We start from the raw sequence: 17,092 nt of genomic DNA, 5'->3' as shown, positions 1-17,092 counted from the left end.
AAGGAAAGTTGTTACAGTTCGTTGCGCCCCTGCAGGGCCCATTGCACTGTGGCTGCGTCGACAAACTCTATATCGCTGCCCAGCGGAATTCCGTGAGCCAGGCGGGACACTTTCAGGTTGAGGGGCTTCAACGCCTTGGTCAGGTAGAGGGCCGTTGCTTCCCCCTCCACCGTGAAATTGGTGGCGATCACCACTTCACTGACCCCGCCGCGCCCAACACGTTCCAGGAGCTCGGCAATTCGCAGATCAGCCGGCCCGATGCCGGCCAGAGGCGAAATGCAGCCTTCCAGCACATGGTATACCCCCTGGTAGGCATTGCTCCGTTCCAGGGCCATCAGATCCTGGGAATTCTCCACCACGCAGATGGTGCCGGTATCGCGGCTACCGGAACAGATTGCACAGGGATCGTCCTCGGTAATGGCGAAACAGACGGAACAGGCATGGACCCTGGCGCGGACCTCCAGCAGCGATTCCGCCAACAAGGTCAGGTTCTGCGGAGTTTTGAGCAGATGGAATGCCAGGCGCAGCGCCGTACGCTCACCCACTCCGGGCAATTTTTTCAGTTCTCCTACCAGACGTGACAGCGAGGAGGCTTTAGTTAACATACTTTCCGGGACAAATAAAACAATTTTTTATGTATTATAGCGAGGTTAAAAAGCATGGAGACTCGTTTCAGGAGGGGCTGCAATGACCGGATAACCGTGGAAGGTGCCTTGGAACTCGTTTTGTTGTCCGCCGCAATACCGCTGTTATCGCGCTCCCGAATGCACCACCTATTAGCCGAACTAAAACATTTAGTCAAACTAAATAACACGGGAGCGGGGACAAATTATTGACGAGAGGGCTTAATATCCTGTCATTGCAGCAAAACAGATCAGAAGAGGCCGGGAATGTTCATACCGCCGGTGATTTTGCCCATCTCCTCGGAAAGCTCGGCATGAACCTTCTTGAGAGCCTCGTTGACAGCAGCGATAATCAGGTCCTGGAGCATCTCCACGTCGTTCGGATCCACCGCTTCCTTTTTTATTGAGAGTGAAAGAATTTCATTCTTACCGTTAACCACCACAGCCACGGCGCCACCGCCGGATGTTGCCTCGGCTGTTTTGAGGGATGCCTCCTCCTGCAATCTGGCCATCTTCTGCTGAATCATCTGGGCCTGCTTCATGATACTTGCCAAACCTTTTGACATTGCTTCCTCCCGATAGTGAAATAAAAACCTTGTATCGCTTCCACACGGACCGGCCGACTACCCCCGGTACCGTATCATGCTTCGCGGATATCCGTAATGGTCCCGCCGAAGATCCGTAACGCTTCGTTGATCACCGGATGCTGTTCCACTTCCTGCTTCAGCTCTTCCTGCCGCCGCTCGTGTTCAGACTTTTTTTTTTCAATCAGTGACAGCGGCGCATCACCCGTTTCCATGTTTATGGCACTGATCCGGATCGTTGCATCCTGGCCCGAAAAGGCCTTTGACAATGCCCGCAATTCCGCGATCGAAGCGGCATCCTGAATGCTCGCCAGATAATAGCTGCCAGCCGGGAACCCAATCTCCATCAGTCCCGGCTCCCGCTTCAGCGGGCTGCCATGCTCCAGCACCGATCCCAGAGGGGGATTCTTTTCGGTCACGAACGCTACGAATCCCTCCCAGCCCGAAAGAGCACCCGCGGGAGACGCCGCCGTATGGGCTGGTGCCGGGGATGCCGGGGATGCCGGGGATGCTGGCGAGGATGGCGACGATGGCGGCGGTGGCGGTGCCGACGATGGCCGGGGCGGGGGCTCGGTCGGCCGGGGCTCCTGCCTGCGCTGTTCGGCAACGGATGCGCCTCCTCCACGCTCGGTTTCCCAGGGGAGCTGGGGAGCATGGACAGCGGTCGCACCCAGCGACCGGACCTTCTCCAGGAGCTCCTGAATCGGAATCACCGGTTCCAGGGTGGCAGCCTTCAGCAGCGCTATCTCCAGGATCAGCCGGGGGAAACTGGCATGGGCCATTTCGCTTTCAGCCCTGATCAGCAGCGTCAAGCGGCGCTGGATGTCCAGGGCCGAAAAACCTTCGGCCTGCCGTCGGAACTCATCCAGTTCGGCAGCTGACAGATCGAGGATCTCCTCGGGTTGCTTGACCGAGCAGATCACCAGCAGGTGCCGGAAATATTCGATCAGCTCCTGACAGAACTGGCGCATGTTGTAGCCGACACCGTCGACGGTCTTCACTCCGGCCAGCACCCCTTGCGTGTCACCCCGGAAGAGCGCCTGCGCCATATCGGCCAGAAGCCGCCGGTCCACCGCACCGATCAGGGTGACCACATCCTCGTCGGCAACGCTGCTGCCGCAGCAGGCCAGCACCTGATCAAAGGCGGTCTGTGCATCGCGCATGCTGCCGTCACCCTTACGCGCCACCAGGGTCAGGGCGGTATCGCTGACGCTGATGCCTTCCGCATCGGCGATCTGCCGCAAGCGGGCGACAATCCTGGTCAGGCTCACCCGTTTGAAATCGAAGCGCTGACAGCGCGACAGGATCGTGATGGGCAGCTTGTGCGGTTCGGTGGTGGCAAAGATGAACTTGACGTGTTCCGGCGGCTCTTCCAGCGTCTTCAGCAGGGCATTGAAGGCGTTGTTCGAAAGCATGTGGACTTCGTCGATGATGAAGATCTTGTAGCGGCTGTGGGAGGGGAGGTACTTGATGTTGTCGCGCAGTTCGCGGATGTCGTCGACTCCGGTATTGGAGGCGCCATCGATCTCGAACACGTCGGTGGAGGTGCCTTTGGTGATCTCGATGCAGAGCGGGCAGACATTGCAGGGCTCGTGGGTGAGACCCTTTTCGCAGTTGAGGGTTTTGGCCAGGATGCGTGCGGTACTGGTCTTGCCTACTCCGCGGGCACCGGTAAACAGGAAGGCATGCGCCACGCGGCCCGAATCAATGGCGTTCTGCAGGGTGCGGCTGACATGCTCCTGCCCGATCAGTTCTGAAAAGGTTTGGGGACGGTACTTCCGGGCAAGGACTTCATAATGCGTGCCGTTGGACAAGAGGGAACCTCACAGGCCATCTGTCGCCCCGACGTCCCGAACGGGAAAGAAGAGGGTGAGTCGTGCGGACATCGGGATAAGAAAGACGCGCCGTCATTTGCAGGCGCATATGATAGCCGGGTTTACCCGCGGCACACAGCGGGGGCCGCTGCCGTTGCTTCCTTCCGGACCTGGCGGGGTTCACGGCCTGCAGTTGCGCGGGACCCGGCTATCATATCCGTCTGCAAAGACGGCGCAGGCTTCAGCTTCGCAGGTATCACAGCCTGCCGGTGCCGGCAGCTGCGCATCGCATCTTGAAAATGGCGGAGAGAGAGGGATTCGAACCCTCGGTACGCTATTAACGTACACACGCTTTCCAGGCGTGCTCCTTCAACCGCTCGGACATCTCTCCGCGAGGGGAATGGAAAATATAGTATATGCGAGAGCGTTTGTCCAGTGTTTCATTTTCCGCGCTGGTGTGAAACCGGAGTGGACGCTGCCCCCTCGCATCTGCGGCGCCCCTGCCCGCTACGAACAAGAAATGCCGCTGCCAGGCCGTTTGCACCACGTCACACTTTTGCCACAACCATGAAGACATTAGGTAATTGTGCGTGGACGGACCCGGTAAATCATAGTAATCTGCAGCCTCTGTTACCGACATCCCGTCAGTGTCCCCCTCGATGCTGAGCGCTCCGGAGCCTGTCAATGAATATCGGAATTATCACCGCCATGCCCGAAGAAACCGCGGCTGTGCTGAAAATGGCCCATCACCGTGAAAAATCACGGGTCAGCGGCCGAAACCGGTATCGCTGCCAAATCTCCGGACATGACATCGAGCTGATCGAAACCGGCATGGGGATGCTCAACGCAGGCTGGGGCGCATTGGCTCTAGCCGGTCAGCGGCCTGACCTGATGATCTCGACCGGATTCGGAGGGGGCATCCTGCCCGGCCTGGCGGTAGGGGACGTGGTGATGGCCGGACAGGTGCTGCACTGGGTGGGAGACGGATTCGAAGCGGTGCCGGTCGGGCTCTACGGACTCAACAGCATGGCCGAGGTGCTTTCCTTGCCGTGCGGCACCTTCATTAGCTGCGACGCGATACTCGACAAAACATCGCTGCTCCCCCTGCTGCCGTCCGGCGCAAACTATCCGGTGGTGGAGATGGAAACCGCCGCCGTGGCACGGGTGGCCGCCGCCCAGGGCATTCCCTTTCTCGGGCTCCGATCGATCAGCGACCCGTGGGATGAAGAACTGGCCTTCTCCATCGACGACTTCTGCGATGAAACCAAGCGCATCCGGATCATCAAGGTCATTGCCACCATCATCAGACGCCCCGGCATCGTTCCCCAGCTGCTGCGCCTGGCCCGCAACAGCCGACTGGCAGCAGCCGGTCTGGCACGGAGCATGGAACGCCTGCTGGAGACAATCTGACAGTGTCGCACAAAAAAAGAGACGCCTTTTCCCGGCGTCTCTTCGAAACAATCTTCCCGCATGTCCAGCAGACTGTTGAAAAACTCAGGTTGTTCAAAAATAGTCAGATCGTCGCACCCGCAGAAAGCCCTGCGGAGGCGTAGCAGCGCTACGCCGCACAAGAGGGCTTTCGAGGACGGCGGCGAGACGGCTGTTTTTCAACAACCTACTAAGCCTTCTTCCGCCTCTCCTCCCGCATCATATCCAGCGCCAGCAGGGCCACACCGACACAAATACACGAATCGGCCACGTTGAATGCCGGCCAATGGTGCGTTTTCCAGTACACATCCAGAAAATCGATGACTTCACCCAACCGGATGCGGTCGATCAAATTTCCGACGGCACCGGAAAAAATCATGGCCAGGGAAACCTGGGCCAGACGCTGATCGTCGCGCAGTCTTCCGAAGGCGACCACGATTACCAATGACGCCACCAGCGAGACCGCGATAAAAAACGGCACACGCCAAGAGGCATGGGAAAGAAAACTGAAAGCCGCCCCCTTGTTGCGGATATAGAAGATGTTGAAAAGTCCGTCGATCACCGGGATCGACTGGTACAACGACATGACCCGGTCGATGTACAGTTTGCTGGCTTGGTCGAGCACCAAACCGACGGAGGCGATTACCGTGAACAGTTGCCAGCGCCGCATCGCTACGCCACCGCCGCAGTGCACTTCGGACAGATGCCGGCATGGGCCGCATCCGTGCCCAGCTGTTCACTATAGCACCAGCAGCGCTCGCACTTGCCGCCGGGCGCTGCACCAACCTGCACCTTCAGACCTTCGATGCTCTCCGACGACCAGCACTCGCCATCGATCGCTTCTGCCAGATCCACCTTGGAGACAATGAAGATACCCGGCAGATCGGCCTGATACTCCTGCAGGAAGCCGAGCAGTTCGGCTGGAGCGGCAATGGTAACGGCCGCATCCAGAGAGAGGCCGATGGTCTTGGCCGTCCGAGCCAGCTCCAGCGCCTTGGAGACATCGGCCCGCACCTTGATGATCCGCTCCCAGCGCGCCACCAGGGCGTCGTTCTTCCATTCCGGGTTCATGGCCGGGAACAGGGCCAAGTGGGCACTCTCCACCTCGCGTCCCGGCATGTAACGCCAGACCTCGTCGGCTGTGAAGGAGAGCACCGGTGCCATCAGCCGCACCAGGCTGTCGAGGATCAGGTACATCACGGTCTGCCCCGAGCGGCGCTCGGCCGAATCGGCCCGTGCGGTGTACATGCGGTCCTTGAGGATATCCAGGTAAAAGGCGCTCATTTCCACGGTGCAGAAGCCGTTGACATCCTGGTAGATCACATGGAACTCGAAGCGTTTGTAGGCCCCCAGTACCCGTTCCTTGAGCAGTTCCAACTGGTGCAGGGCCCAGCGGTCGATTTCCGGCATATCCTCAAAGGCGACCATGTGCGTGGAGGGATCGAAATCATGGATGTTGCCGAGGATGTAGCGGCAGGTGTTGCGGATCCGGCGGTAGGCCTCGGAAACGCGGGTCAGGATTACCTCAGAGATGCGGATATCATCGCGGTAGTCCTGGGCCGCGCACCACAGGCGCAGGATATCGGCCCCGAACTTCTTGATGACATCCTCGGGAGCCACCACATTGCCGGTGGACTTGCTCATCTTGCGCCCCTGGCCATCCAGCGCGAAACCGTGGGTCAATACGCCCCGGTAGGGGGCACGACCCCGCGAGCCAACCGACTCCAGCAGCGACGAGTGGAACCAGCCGCGGTGCTGGTCGCTGCCCTCCAGGTACAGGTCAGCCGGCGAGGCGAGCTTGGGGTTCGGCTCCAGTACGGCAGCGTGCGAAACCCCCGAGTCGAACCAGACATCCAGGATGTCGTTTTCCTTTTCAAAGGTGGCGGCACCGCACTTCGGACAGACCGTGCCGGCCGGCAGAAGCCGCTCCGCGGACCAGTCGAACCAGACGTCGGAGCTGTGCTCCTTGAAGATGGCCGCAACATGGTCCATCAGGGCGCCGTCGGCGATGTATTCCCCGCAGGTGGTGCAGGAGAAGGCGGTGATCGGTACCCCCCAGGAGCGCTGGCGTGAGACACACCAGTCGGGGCGGTTTTCGATCATGCCGTAGATCCTGTCGCGCCCCCATTTGGGAATCCACTGCACCCGGTCGATCTCCTGCAGGGCTTTTTGGCGCAGATCATTCTGCTGCATGCTGATGAACCACTGCTCCGTGGCACGGAAGATGATCGGTTTTTTGCAGCGCCAGCAATGGGGATAGGAGTGACTGATGGCAGCGGTATGCAACAGGGCACCCACTTCGGTCAGCTTGTCGATCACGTTCTGGTTGGCAGCAAAAACGGACTGGCCGCCGAAGAACTCCACCGTCGGCAGGTACTTGCCGTGGTTGTCGACCGGATTGTAGATCTCCAACCCCTCTTTTAGGGCCAGTTCGTAGTCCTCCTGTCCATGACCGGGGGCGGTATGCACGCAGCCGGTGCCGGCCTCCAGGGTGACATGCTCGCCCAGCAGGATGATCGAATCGCGGTCGTAGAAGGGGTGTTTGGCGCGCTTGCGCTCCAGCAGTGTGGCGGAAAAGGCGGCGATCACCCGGCCGGTGAGCCCGGTGGCCGCCAGGAAAGCGTCTTTCAGCCCCTCGGCCACGATCAGGACACCCTTTTCGGTTTCCAGGGCCACGTACTCATATTCCGGGTGCAGTGCCACGGCCAGGTTGGCCGGGATGGTCCAGGGGGTGGTGGTCCAGATGACGACATACACCTCTTTGCCGGCCAGTGCGGGAATCGCTGCCGAGAGATCGTCCTGGATCCGGAAACGTACATAAATGGAGGGGGAGGTATGGTCGGCGTACTCCACTTCGGCCTCGGCCAGGGCGGTCACGCAGGAGGAACACCAGTGCACCGGTTTGCGGCCGCGGTACAGCCCGCCATTGTGAGCGAATTTGGCCAGTTCTGCGGCCGTCAGCCCCTCGTACTCGTAATTCATCGTCAGGTAAGGCTGCTCCCAGTCCCCCAGCACACCCAGGCGCTTGAATTCCTCGCGCTGGATATCCACAAACTTGGCGGCATACTCCCGGCACAGCTTGCGCATCTCCAGCTTGCTGACCTGGTGTTTCTTGGAGCCGAGATTCTTCTCCACCTGCAGCTCGATCGGCAGTCCGTGGCAGTCCCAGCCCGGCACGTAGGGGGCGTGGAAGCCTTCCATACGTTTGACCTTGAGTACGAAATCCTTGAGGGTCTTGTTCAGGGCATGGCCGATATGGATATGGCCGTTGGCATAGGGGGGGCCGTCGTGCAGCACATACAGCGGCCTGCTCTGTCCTGCCGCCTCCATTTTTGCATAAAGGCCGCCCTCCTCCCACTGCGCGAGCATCTGCGGCTCCCGCTGGGGCAGGTTGGCCTTCATCGGGAAATCAGTCTGGGGCAGATTGAGTGTGTCTTTGTATTCCATCGAACTTCTCCTCGGCCGGCATGGCTGCAAAACTGAATTAAATTACAGAGACAGACGCGAAATGTCAAGGATGCCACCTGTTTCAGGCGACCTCAGACCTGCTCAAGGAAAAAATTAGAATGATGTAATTTTAAGTTACAAAAAAATATGGTACTTTCCCGCCCGAAGCAGACTCGAACGGAGCATGGCATGCCACACCTCCTGACATTGCAGAACAGCCACGATCGCCACATGCCGGCCATCATCTGGACCTTGGCCGCCATCTGGACGGTTTCGATCACCGCTTCGTTCTGCTGGCACTATCACCTGCACCAGATACTCATGTCCTTTTCCGTCCTGAAGCAGGTCATCTACGCACAGGTGCTGCAGGAAGGCGCGATCCATTGTGCGCTCTGGGTGCTGGGAATGCTTCTACTGAGACTGCTATCCTGCAGACTGGCAGAGAGCAGATCCGTACCGGAAAAGGACGAACGTGACAAATCCCCCTCGAAGCAGCACCTGGAAGAAATCAACCTCTCCCTGGAACAGCGCGTGTATCAGGTGGAAGAGGAACTGCGCCGGAAGGACGAGCTGCTGATTCAGCAGGGGCGCCTGGCCATCATGGGTGAAATGATAAACAGCATCGCCCATCAGTGGCGCCAGCCACTCAACAACCTGGGCTTGCTGGTACAGAACATGCATCTGATGGCACAGGCCGGCGAACTGTCTGCCGATACGATCCGCACCATGGTTCGCGAGGCAATGGATACCATTCTCTTCATGTCCCGCACCATCGACGATTTCAGTAATTTCTTCCGTCATGACAAGAACAGTGTCCGGATGCCGGTCAACAGCCTGGTCCGGAAATCGCTGGATTTCGTGGCGGCCGTGCTGAAGAACAGCAATATCGAGTGGAAGCTGGAGGCGGAAGGGGAGGTGACCGCCGAGGGCTACCCCAACGAATTTGCCCAGGTGATGCTGAACATTCTGAACAATGCCAGGGACATCATCCTGGAGCGGAACGTCAGGCAGCCGCTGATCACGGTTTCGATCCGCTCCCTGCAGGGCAGGGCAGTGGTCATCATACGGGATAATGCCGGCGGCATACCGTCAGAGGTGCTGCCGAGGATCTTTGACCAATATTTCACGACCAAGACGCCGGGCAGGGGCACCGGTATCGGTCTGTACATGTCCAGAGTGATCATCGAGAAACATATGGGGGGAGCCCTTACCGCCCGCAACGTCGGGGATGGGGCAGAATTCGTTATCGAGCTGTAGCACAGCGGACTTCCTGCTCGATTGGAAGCACCCTGCACAACCGTGCTGAGCGGCGCCCATCCACGCGCTGTTCTTTCTGCGACTTTCGCAGATGAAATGGGCTCCTTTCCTCCTTGCAATTGCAGATTCACTCTGGTAACCTTTCCTTTTCATTTTCACCAGCTTTACTCGAAAGGACCGCAGAAAAATGCTCAAGATATTCGATTACCTGTTCGGCTTTTTTTCCAACGATCTGGCCATCGACCTGGGAACCGCCAATACCCTGGTCTACCTGAGGGGCAAGGGGATCGTGGTGCGCGAACCGTCGGTCGTGGCCGTCCAGAAGATGCCCAACGGCCGCCAGATGGTGCTCAAGGTCGGCATGGAGGCCAAACTGATGCTGGGCCGTACACCGGGATCGATTACCGCCATCCGCCCCATGAAGGACGGCGTCATTGCCGACTTCGACATCACCGAGGAGATGCTGCGCTATTTCATCCACAAGGTGCACAACCGCAAGACCCTGGTGCGCCCCCGCATCGTAATCTGCGTTCCGTCCGGCATCACCCAGGTGGAGAAACGCGCCGTCAAGGAATCTGCGGAATCGGCCGGCGCCCGTGAAGTGTATCTGATCGAGGAGCCGATGGCTGCAGCCATCGGAGCGGGCCTGCCGATCATCGAAGCTTCGGGCAACATGATCGTCGATATCGGGGGCGGCACCACCGAAGTGGCGGTCATCTCCCTGGCCGGTATAGTCTATGCCCAGTCCACCCGCATGGGGGGGGACAAGATGGACGAAGCGATCGTCCAGTACATCCGCAAAAAATACAACCTGCAGATCGGTGAGCGCATGGCCGAGTCGATCAAGATCGATATCGGCGAGGCCTATCCCGGTCCCGAGGTCCTGACCAAGCAGGTCAAGGGGCGCGACCTGGTATCGGGCATTCCCAAGACGATCGAGGTAAATTCGGACGAAATCCGCGAAGCCCTGAAAGAAGCGGTCAATTCCATCGTCGACACGGTGCGTATCTGCCTTGAGAAAACCCCTCCCGAACTGGCGGCCGACATCGTCGACAAGGGCATTTTCCTGGCCGGCGGTGGCGCCCTGCTGCGCAATCTGGACATGCTGCTGCGCGAGGTAACCAAGGTGCCGGTATTGATTGCCGAGAATCCGCTGGACTGCGTCGTCCTGGGTTCCGGAAAGGTGCTGGACGAGCTCGACCTGCTGCGCCGCGTCTCCATCACCTCCTAGTGCCGCTCTTTTCAAGTCGGGCTGCATACCATCAATTTCACCCTGCGGGGCCGGGCGCATGCTCTGCCCCGCAGGACAAGAAGCATCCAATCCCCATTGCATATCTTTCTTTAATTCTATGCCTTCTCCCACCATCGATATAATCGTCACGGTCTGGAATCACCCGTTCGAGACGAGGGCCTGTCTTTCCTCCGTTCTGACCCACTCCCCCGGAGCACGCCTGATCGTCGTTGACAACGCCAGCAGCCGCGAGACTGAGCTGATGCTGGAGGAGTTTTCAGAGCCGCTCGGCGAGCGGGCCCTGTTCATCACTTCGCAACGCAATCTCGGACTCGTACCGGCCATCAATCTGGGGTTATCCCGATCGGACAGCGACTATGCCGTGATCCTGCGTCCGCAGGTACGAGTGCATGCCGGCTGGCTGACCGGACTCCTGGAAGCAGCCCAGGGGGGAATCGCCTCTCCCCGTTTCAGGGGCACGGGCGCCCCCCAGAGCCCACCGGTTCGTCGCGGCTCTTCGGTAATCGAGACCTTCGGCATCTCCTTTTCTGCCCTGGTGCTCAAGGGAGACATGCACCGGCTGCTGGGGGGATTCGACGAGCAATTGGACGGCGGCGAATGGTGCCTGCGGGATTATGTCCGCCGCGCCTGGAGCAAGGGATACCGCACCTCCCTCTACTCCGGCACCACCCTTGACTACGCGGTGGAAACCGTCTACGGTTCAAGAGAACGCCTGCTGGAACGGACCCGCAGCAGCAGTGACTGCTACCGACAGCGCTGGGGCACTGCCTGCCACTATGCGATCTATTTCGGACAGGCGCCAGGTGCCGACAGCCTGGCCGGAATGATCGAGACCATTCTGGAGGGAGCCCGCCAGGGTCATCGCTTCACGCTTTTCCTGCATCGCCGTCAATATGCGGAATTCCGGCGCAAGGGCTGGAGTCACCTGCACACCGCCGTCGAGCTGCAGCCCCTGCCGCTGTTCTCACCGCAGCGCGCGCTGCACAAGCGGATGGCCGAATTGCTGGACCTGGACCAGGGGATCATAGCGGTGCGGGCAATGGACCGGGACTCTTTTCCGGATTCAGCCCCTGCGATAACATTTGACGAAATGGCTGCAGCCGTGGCCGGAATGGCTCGATGCGGCGGGGAAATATCGGACCAGGCTGATGCCGGCGACGGCAGAAACGGCTTCTAAGGAGGAAGGCATGCTACAGCAGGTAAGAGAACAATTGCAGGCCCACCAGGCGGTATTTGCGCTGATTGAGCGCGATCTGTCGCCGCAGATTTCAGAACTGGCCGAACTGCTGACGCGGGCCTTTATGAACGGGAATAAACTGCTGGTGATGGGCAATGGGGGCTCTGCGGCAGACTCGCAGCACTTTGCCGCCGAGATAGTGGGGCGCTTCAAAATGGAGCGCAGGGCGCTTCCGGCTGTGGCGCTTTCCACCGACACCTCCATCCTGACCGCCCTCGGCAACGACTACGGGTTTGACAGCGTATTCAGCCGCCAGATCGAGGCATTGGCCGCGGCCGGCGACGTGGTGATCGGCCTCTCCACCAGCGGCAACTCTCCCAATGTCTCCCGGGCGCTGGAGCTGGCCCGCAGCCGCGGCTGCCGCACCGTGGGGTTGTTGGGCAAGGACGGCGGCAGCATCAGGGAACTGTGCGACCTGGCACTGATCATTCCCGCCCAGGATACGCCCCGCATTCAAGAGGGACACATCACCGTCATCCACATCGTCTGCGATCTGGTTGAGAAGGCGCTGTTCGCGCAGTAATTCGAACCAGATTGCCGGGTTTTTACGAAAGGTATTCATTACATGAAAATCCAGCCCATCGATCTTTCCGGGGTCAAAACCTATCCCATTGCCGAACGCAGGAACAAGGTATCCATTGCACGTGATTTTGCCGGGGACATCACGGCCGGGATGAGCGTTGCCTCCCTGGTAGCGGCCCTGCCGCATCAGTTGGGAGGCGAAAGCTTCAAAGCAGTCGTCGAGACGGTGGTTTCCGCCCGCGAAAAGGGCAGGCCGGTGGTGATCGCCATCGGCGGGCATGTGGTAAAATGCGGCCTGCAGCCGGTTCTGAAACGGCTGATCGAGGCGGATGTCATCACCGCCGTTGCCATGAACGGTTCGGCCTCCATCCATGATTACGAGATATCGCTGATCGGGGAAACCAGCGAGGATGTCGGTGCGGTACTGCATTGCGGAACGTTCGGCATGGCCGAGGAGACCGGGCGCGACATCAACCGGGCTCTTAAGGCCGGCTTGCCCGAGGGTCTCGGGTATGGTCGGGCACTGGGACGCTTCATCGTCGACAACGACAATCCCCACCGGGAATTCAGCCTGTTGGCCTGCTGCCACGAAAAGGGCATACCGGCCACGGTGCATGCAGCTGTGGGCACGGATATCATCCATCAGCACCCCGACTGTGACGGCGCCGTACTGGGCGAAGCGACTTTCACCGACTTCAGGCTGTTCACCGCCGTGGTGGCCACCCTCGGCAATGGCGGCGTGTTCCTCAACATCGGCAGTGCCGTCATCATGCCGGAGGTCTTTCTCAAGGCCCTCTCGATCGCCCAGAACATGGGACACCATGTCGATCATTTTACCACCGCCAACTTCGATATGACCCAGCATTACCGTCCCTTGCAGAACGTCGTCAAACGCCCGACCGCCGGAGACAGTCGCGGTCTGACGATTACCGGCCACCACGAAATCATGATCCCGCTTCTGGCAGCGGCAATTTTGGATCGGTTGAGGTAGATGATGAGGTCAGGAAGTGTTCGCCTCAATAGCAACCTCGGCCGACTGGGGTAATTCAATGGACAGAAAGACAATCGAGTCGCTTTTCAACCGGGTGGGGGAGATCCGCTGCCTGGTTATCGGAGACCTGATGCTGGACGAGTACCTGTGGGGCAGGGCGGAACGCATCTCCCCCGAGGCTCCGGTGCAGGTGGTGGACATACTGCGGGAGGAACTGCGCCTCGGAGGGGCCGGGAATGTCGTCAACAATCTGGTCTGCCTGGGAGCCGGGGTAACGGTCTGCTCGGTAGTGGGGGAGGACGACAACGGCGGTGCGCTGCTTGAAGCATTCACGCGGCAGGGATTCGCCACCGGCGCCATTTTCCGCGACCCCGCCCGGCGCACCAGCCGCAAGACGCGTGTGGTGGCCGCCCATCAGCAGATCGTCAGGATCGACCGGGAATCGCGCGAACCGCTCTCCTGTGCAATCGAGCGGCAGGTGTGCGACTGGATTGCGGCCAATGCCGGCGGATTCGGGGTGATCCTGCTCTCGGACTACCTCAAGGGGGTGCTGACCCCGCAGGTGATCGAAGCGGTTGTTGCGGCTGCACGCCCGGCCGGCATACCGGTGCTGGTCGATCCCAAGGGCAACGACTACCGCCGTTATTGCGGCGTCACCATCCTGACCCCCAACCGCAAGGAGGCCGAAACCGCCTCGGGAGTCGCCATCAACGACCTGGACTCGCTTGCCCGGGCTGCTGATACCATCATGACCAACGCCGGCCTGGAACACCTCCTGATCACCCGCAGCGAGGAGGGCATGTCGCTGTTCTCGCGCACGGCCGACCCGGTGCATATCCCCACGGTGGCCCGCGAAGTCTTTGACGTCTCCGGTGCGGGGGATACGGTGCTCGCCTCGCTGGCCATCGGCATGGCGGCAGGCCTGCAACTTTCTGAGGCTGCCGTCCTGGCCAATATTGCCGGCGGCATAGCAGTTGGTAAACTGGGAACATCAACAGTCACTCCGGCCGAGATCATCAACGCGGTGGCGCTGACCCACAGCGACAGCGATTCGAAGATCAAGAATCGCGACGTACTGGCCGCCCTGATAGCGGCCGAAAGGGCACGCGGGAAAAAGGTCGTTTTCACCAACGGCTGCTTCGATCTGCTGCATGCCGGACATGTCAAATACCTGCAGAAGGCGCGCAGCCTGGGAGACCTGCTGGTGCTGGGGCTCAACAGTGACGCGTCAGTGCGACGCCTGAAGGGGGAGAAGCGCCCCTTGATCGGTGAAGAGGAACGCGCCCACATCCTGGCGGCGCTGGACTGCATCGACTATGTCGTATTGTTCGACGAGGACACTCCGCTGGAGCTGATCACCGCCCTCCAGCCGCAGATCCTTGTCAAAGGGGGCGACTATACGCCGGAAGGGGTAGTGGGACGGGAGGTGGTCGAAGCCTGCGGAGGCCACGTCGAACTGGTCACCTTCGTGGACGGCAAATCCACCACCGGCATCATCGAGCGGATACTGGAGCGGTACGCATAATCAAGATGAAGTGTGCCGCATTTCAGGCTGCCTCTGCGTTACACGATGAATCACGGTTCTATTTGTGATGGTTTTTAGACGGTAAATCTGGTATGAGCTGAGTACTAAAACCAACGGACAGGAGCAGACCTATGGCACTGGAGACCAACGCTCGGGAATTGTGGGTTCTGGGTCTGAAAGCCGGCACCGGACGGGAGACGCAGATCTGCTCCTATCTGGAAGCAGGTGGATATCGTTGCCGGCTGGAACAGATCGATCGGCTCTCGACCGGCCGCCCCCTCGGTATCGTGCTGGACATATCTCCCTTCTCGGAAGACGGCTGGGGGCTGCTGCTGCAGATCAAAAGCGATCCCGCCATCCGCAATATTCCGATACTGCCGGTCTTCCTGAGCGAAACCGGTACGGTCGGCGGGGTCTTTCCCGTAGGCGGTTTTTTCACCCTTCCCGTAGATAACCGCTACCTGCTGGAGCGCCTGTCGATCTACGGTTTGACCGAAGAGGCCGAGACCTGGGACCTGCAGGTGCTGCTGGTTTCCTCCAACGGCGAGGAACAGGTGGCCAAGGCAGTGGCTGCGGCCGGTTTCGACGTGGTCAGTGCCTATACCGGCAAAGAGGCCCTTGCTCTTACCTCCATTAGCCCCAAGTATTTTTCCTTTTGCAGCCTGATGCTCCCGGACATGTCGGCCTTTGAGCTGCTCGAAAAGTTCCGGCATTACCCCTACAGCAAAAACACACCGATGTTCATGCTGCTCAAAGAGGACATGAAGGAGGGGGAGAAGGCTGCTATCAGCAGGGAGATCGCGCACCTGGTCAGGAAAAAGGAACTTACCTGCGAGGAATTTCTGGGCTACCTGCGACGACGGGAATAACGCCGGCTCCGCGCTCAAACACGAAAGCGGTTCATCCGTGTCACAATGGATGAACCGCTTTCTTTTTTTGGGCCGTTCTTCAGCTTCTGCAGGTGAGAACTTCCGATGAGGACTACATCACCCCTGCCAGGTTCTTGATCTCCACGCTGGCCTTGGCACGAAGGTCCTTGGCCCACTGGCTGAAGCGCTCCTCCGACTTGTTGCGGTAGAGCGTCTCTTCAATGTCGGCCCGCACGCTCTCGAACGGCTTCAGTTTGCCGTTGTCACGCTCCTCCAGCTTGATGATGTGCAGCCCGGCAGAGGTATGAACCAGTTCGCTCACCCCCCCCGGCTTCAGAGCCATGATGGCCTGCTCCAGTTCAGGCTGCATATCCCCCTTCTTGAACCGCCCCAGGTCGCCGCCATCCTTTTTGGCGGCAGGGTCCTGGGAATAGGTTTTGGCAAGCTCGGCAAAGTCTTTGCCGCTCTTTGCTTCCGCCAGTACCATCAGGGCTGTGGCCATGGTGCTCTTGATATCCTCGGCCGGCAGTTTTTCACTGGTACGGAAAAAGATATGGCGCGCCCGGAAGGTCTCCTCCTCGCTGTACTTGGCATGATTGGCCTCGTAGTACTCGCGCATCTCCGTTTCGCTGACATGGATCTTTGAACGCACTTCCATGCTGACCAGCTTCAGTTTCTCGATCTGCTCCTGCAGTTGGCTGCGATACTGCTCAAAGGAGAGCCCCTGGCCGGCCAGGGCCGTCACCAGCGCTTCCTGGGTCAGACCGTTCTGCTTTTTTACATCATCGATCGACAAGCGGATGTCTTCATCGGTGACCTTGATATTCAGTTCTTTGATCTTCTGCTCGACCAATTTTTTTTCAATCAGCGCATTCAGCGCATTGTGGCGAATCGTGCTGCGGCCGGCATCATCCAGGGCAGACTTCTTCTCTGCCTCGCGAATGGCCGGCTGGGCTTCGCGCATTACTTCGTTGCGGGTGATGATCTCGTCATTTACCACGGCGACAATGGCGTTGACCAGCGTGCCCTGAGCAGGCGCCGCAGGTGCGGCCTGCTCCTTCTTCGGTGCGGAAGGGGGCACAACCGTTGCCAGAGCCTGCTCGGCCTTGGCGGGAGCGGCGGCAGGAGTCGCCGGAACCTGTACGGGTACAGCCTCGGTTGACGCTGAGACCGGTTTTTCCGCCGCTACCGCAACCTTGGCGGGGGCAACAGTCGGGGCCGCAACTAAAGGAGTCTGATCGGCCTTGGCCGGCGCTGCTGCAGGTTTCTCCACCGCCGCCGTGACACTGGCGGGGGCAGTGCTCGAGGCCGCGGCCACCGGAGTCTGCTCAACCTGCGCCGGCGTTGCAGATGGTTTTTTCTCCGTTTTGGCAGCAGCCGCCGATTTTCCGGACGACATACTCGCAATGGCCTTATCCATGCGGGCCAAGTATTGCTCCGTACTCAGGCTTTCATCTTGGGTCGCGCAGCCGCCGACAAGCGGCAGGCAGCAGCAAACAACCAGCAGACTGAAAAGTGATCGTTTCATAGGCGATTCTTTCCT

General features: G+C 59.6%; 14 protein-coding genes, 1 tRNA gene and 1 other RNA gene. 8 read left to right on the top strand and 8 right to left on the bottom strand.

What is annotated here, in order from left to right; translation table 11 throughout:
• Positions 1-11: 11 nt before the first annotated feature.
• The 5 genes from recR to GSVR_RS00200 form a co-directional block, all read right to left on the bottom strand.
• A complete protein-coding gene (gene recR, locus GSVR_RS00220) occupies positions 12-605 on the bottom strand; it encodes a recombination mediator RecR (protein WP_173198004.1) in 594 nt (197 codons plus the stop codon).
• A 269-nt stretch (positions 606-874) separates the two neighbouring features.
• On the bottom strand, positions 875-1,189 hold the full coding sequence (locus GSVR_RS00215; protein WP_173198002.1) for a YbaB/EbfC family nucleoid-associated protein: 315 nt from the start codon (positions 1,187-1,189) through the stop codon (positions 875-877).
• A gap of 74 nt (positions 1,190-1,263) precedes the next feature.
• Positions 1,264-3,021, bottom strand: a complete 1,758-nt coding sequence (dnaX, locus tag GSVR_RS00210; RefSeq protein WP_173198000.1) for a DNA polymerase III subunit gamma/tau — start codon at positions 3,019-3,021, stop codon at positions 1,264-1,266.
• Positions 3,022-3,132: 111 nt separating this feature from the next.
• An RNA gene (ffs, locus tag GSVR_RS00205) (signal recognition particle sRNA small type) lies at positions 3,133-3,231 on the bottom strand.
• A 90-nt stretch (positions 3,232-3,321) separates the two neighbouring features.
• Positions 3,322-3,412: transfer RNA gene (locus GSVR_RS00200), tRNA-Ser, on the bottom strand.
• A gap of 293 nt (positions 3,413-3,705) precedes the next feature.
• On the opposite strand from GSVR_RS00200, the gene GSVR_RS00195 reads away from it, so the two are divergent.
• Positions 3,706-4,431 carry a hypothetical protein gene (locus GSVR_RS00195; protein ID WP_173197998.1) on the top strand — a complete coding sequence of 242 codons (726 nt, stop codon included), beginning with the start codon at positions 3,706-3,708 and terminating at the stop codon, positions 4,429-4,431.
• Between the two features lie 208 nt (positions 4,432-4,639).
• Here GSVR_RS00195 and lspA read toward each other — a convergent pair whose 3' ends face one another.
• Entirely contained in the window at positions 4,640-5,119 is a 480-nt protein-coding gene (gene lspA / locus GSVR_RS00190) for a signal peptidase II (protein ID WP_173197996.1), read from the bottom strand.
• Between the two features lie 2 nt (positions 5,120-5,121).
• Complete coding sequence (gene ileS / locus GSVR_RS00185; protein ID WP_173197994.1) at positions 5,122-7,896, bottom strand: isoleucine--tRNA ligase; 2,775 nt, start codon at positions 7,894-7,896, stop codon at positions 5,122-5,124.
• A gap of 189 nt (positions 7,897-8,085) precedes the next feature.
• On the opposite strand from ileS, the gene GSVR_RS00180 reads away from it, so the two are divergent.
• The 7 genes from GSVR_RS00180 to GSVR_RS00150 all read left to right on the top strand — a co-directional run bounded on the left by GSVR_RS00180 (position 8,086) and on the right by GSVR_RS00150 (position 15,549).
• Positions 8,086-9,153 (top strand): sensor histidine kinase, encoded by a 1,068-nt coding sequence (locus tag GSVR_RS00180; protein ID WP_173197992.1) that lies wholly within the window; start codon positions 8,086-8,088, stop codon positions 9,151-9,153.
• Between the two features lie 187 nt (positions 9,154-9,340).
• Positions 9,341-10,384, top strand: a complete 1,044-nt coding sequence (locus GSVR_RS00175) for a rod shape-determining protein (RefSeq protein ID WP_173197990.1) — start codon at positions 9,341-9,343, stop codon at positions 10,382-10,384.
• A 58-nt stretch (positions 10,385-10,442) separates the two neighbouring features.
• Positions 10,443-11,582, top strand: a complete 1,140-nt coding sequence (locus GSVR_RS00170) for a glycosyltransferase (protein ID WP_173197988.1) — start codon at positions 10,443-10,445, stop codon at positions 11,580-11,582.
• Between the two features lie 10 nt (positions 11,583-11,592).
• On the top strand, positions 11,593-12,165 hold the full coding sequence (gene gmhA, locus GSVR_RS00165; protein ID WP_173197986.1) for a D-sedoheptulose 7-phosphate isomerase: 573 nt from the start codon (positions 11,593-11,595) through the stop codon (positions 12,163-12,165).
• Positions 12,166-12,207: 42 nt separating this feature from the next.
• Positions 12,208-13,155, top strand: coding sequence for a hypothetical protein (locus GSVR_RS00160; RefSeq protein ID WP_173197984.1), 948 nt, complete (start codon positions 12,208-12,210; stop codon positions 13,153-13,155).
• Between the two features lie 58 nt (positions 13,156-13,213).
• Positions 13,214-14,680, top strand: coding sequence for a D-glycero-beta-D-manno-heptose-7-phosphate kinase (gene rfaE1, locus GSVR_RS00155; protein WP_173197982.1), 1,467 nt, complete (start codon positions 13,214-13,216; stop codon positions 14,678-14,680).
• A 131-nt stretch (positions 14,681-14,811) separates the two neighbouring features.
• Complete coding sequence (locus tag GSVR_RS00150; RefSeq protein ID WP_173197980.1) at positions 14,812-15,549, top strand: response regulator; 738 nt, start codon at positions 14,812-14,814, stop codon at positions 15,547-15,549.
• Between the two features lie 112 nt (positions 15,550-15,661).
• Here the strand turns inward: GSVR_RS00150 and GSVR_RS00145 are convergent, their stop codons facing one another.
• Positions 15,662-17,077 (bottom strand): peptidylprolyl isomerase, encoded by a 1,416-nt coding sequence (locus tag GSVR_RS00145; protein ID WP_239077414.1) that lies wholly within the window; start codon positions 17,075-17,077, stop codon positions 15,662-15,664.
• Positions 17,078-17,092: the final 15 nt, after the last annotated feature.

It is taken from the genome of Geobacter sp. SVR (assembly GCF_016865365.1).
Taxonomy (GTDB): Bacteria; Desulfobacterota; Desulfuromonadia; order Geobacterales; family Pseudopelobacteraceae; genus Pelotalea.
This window is presented reverse-complemented; position numbering and strand designations above follow the sequence as displayed.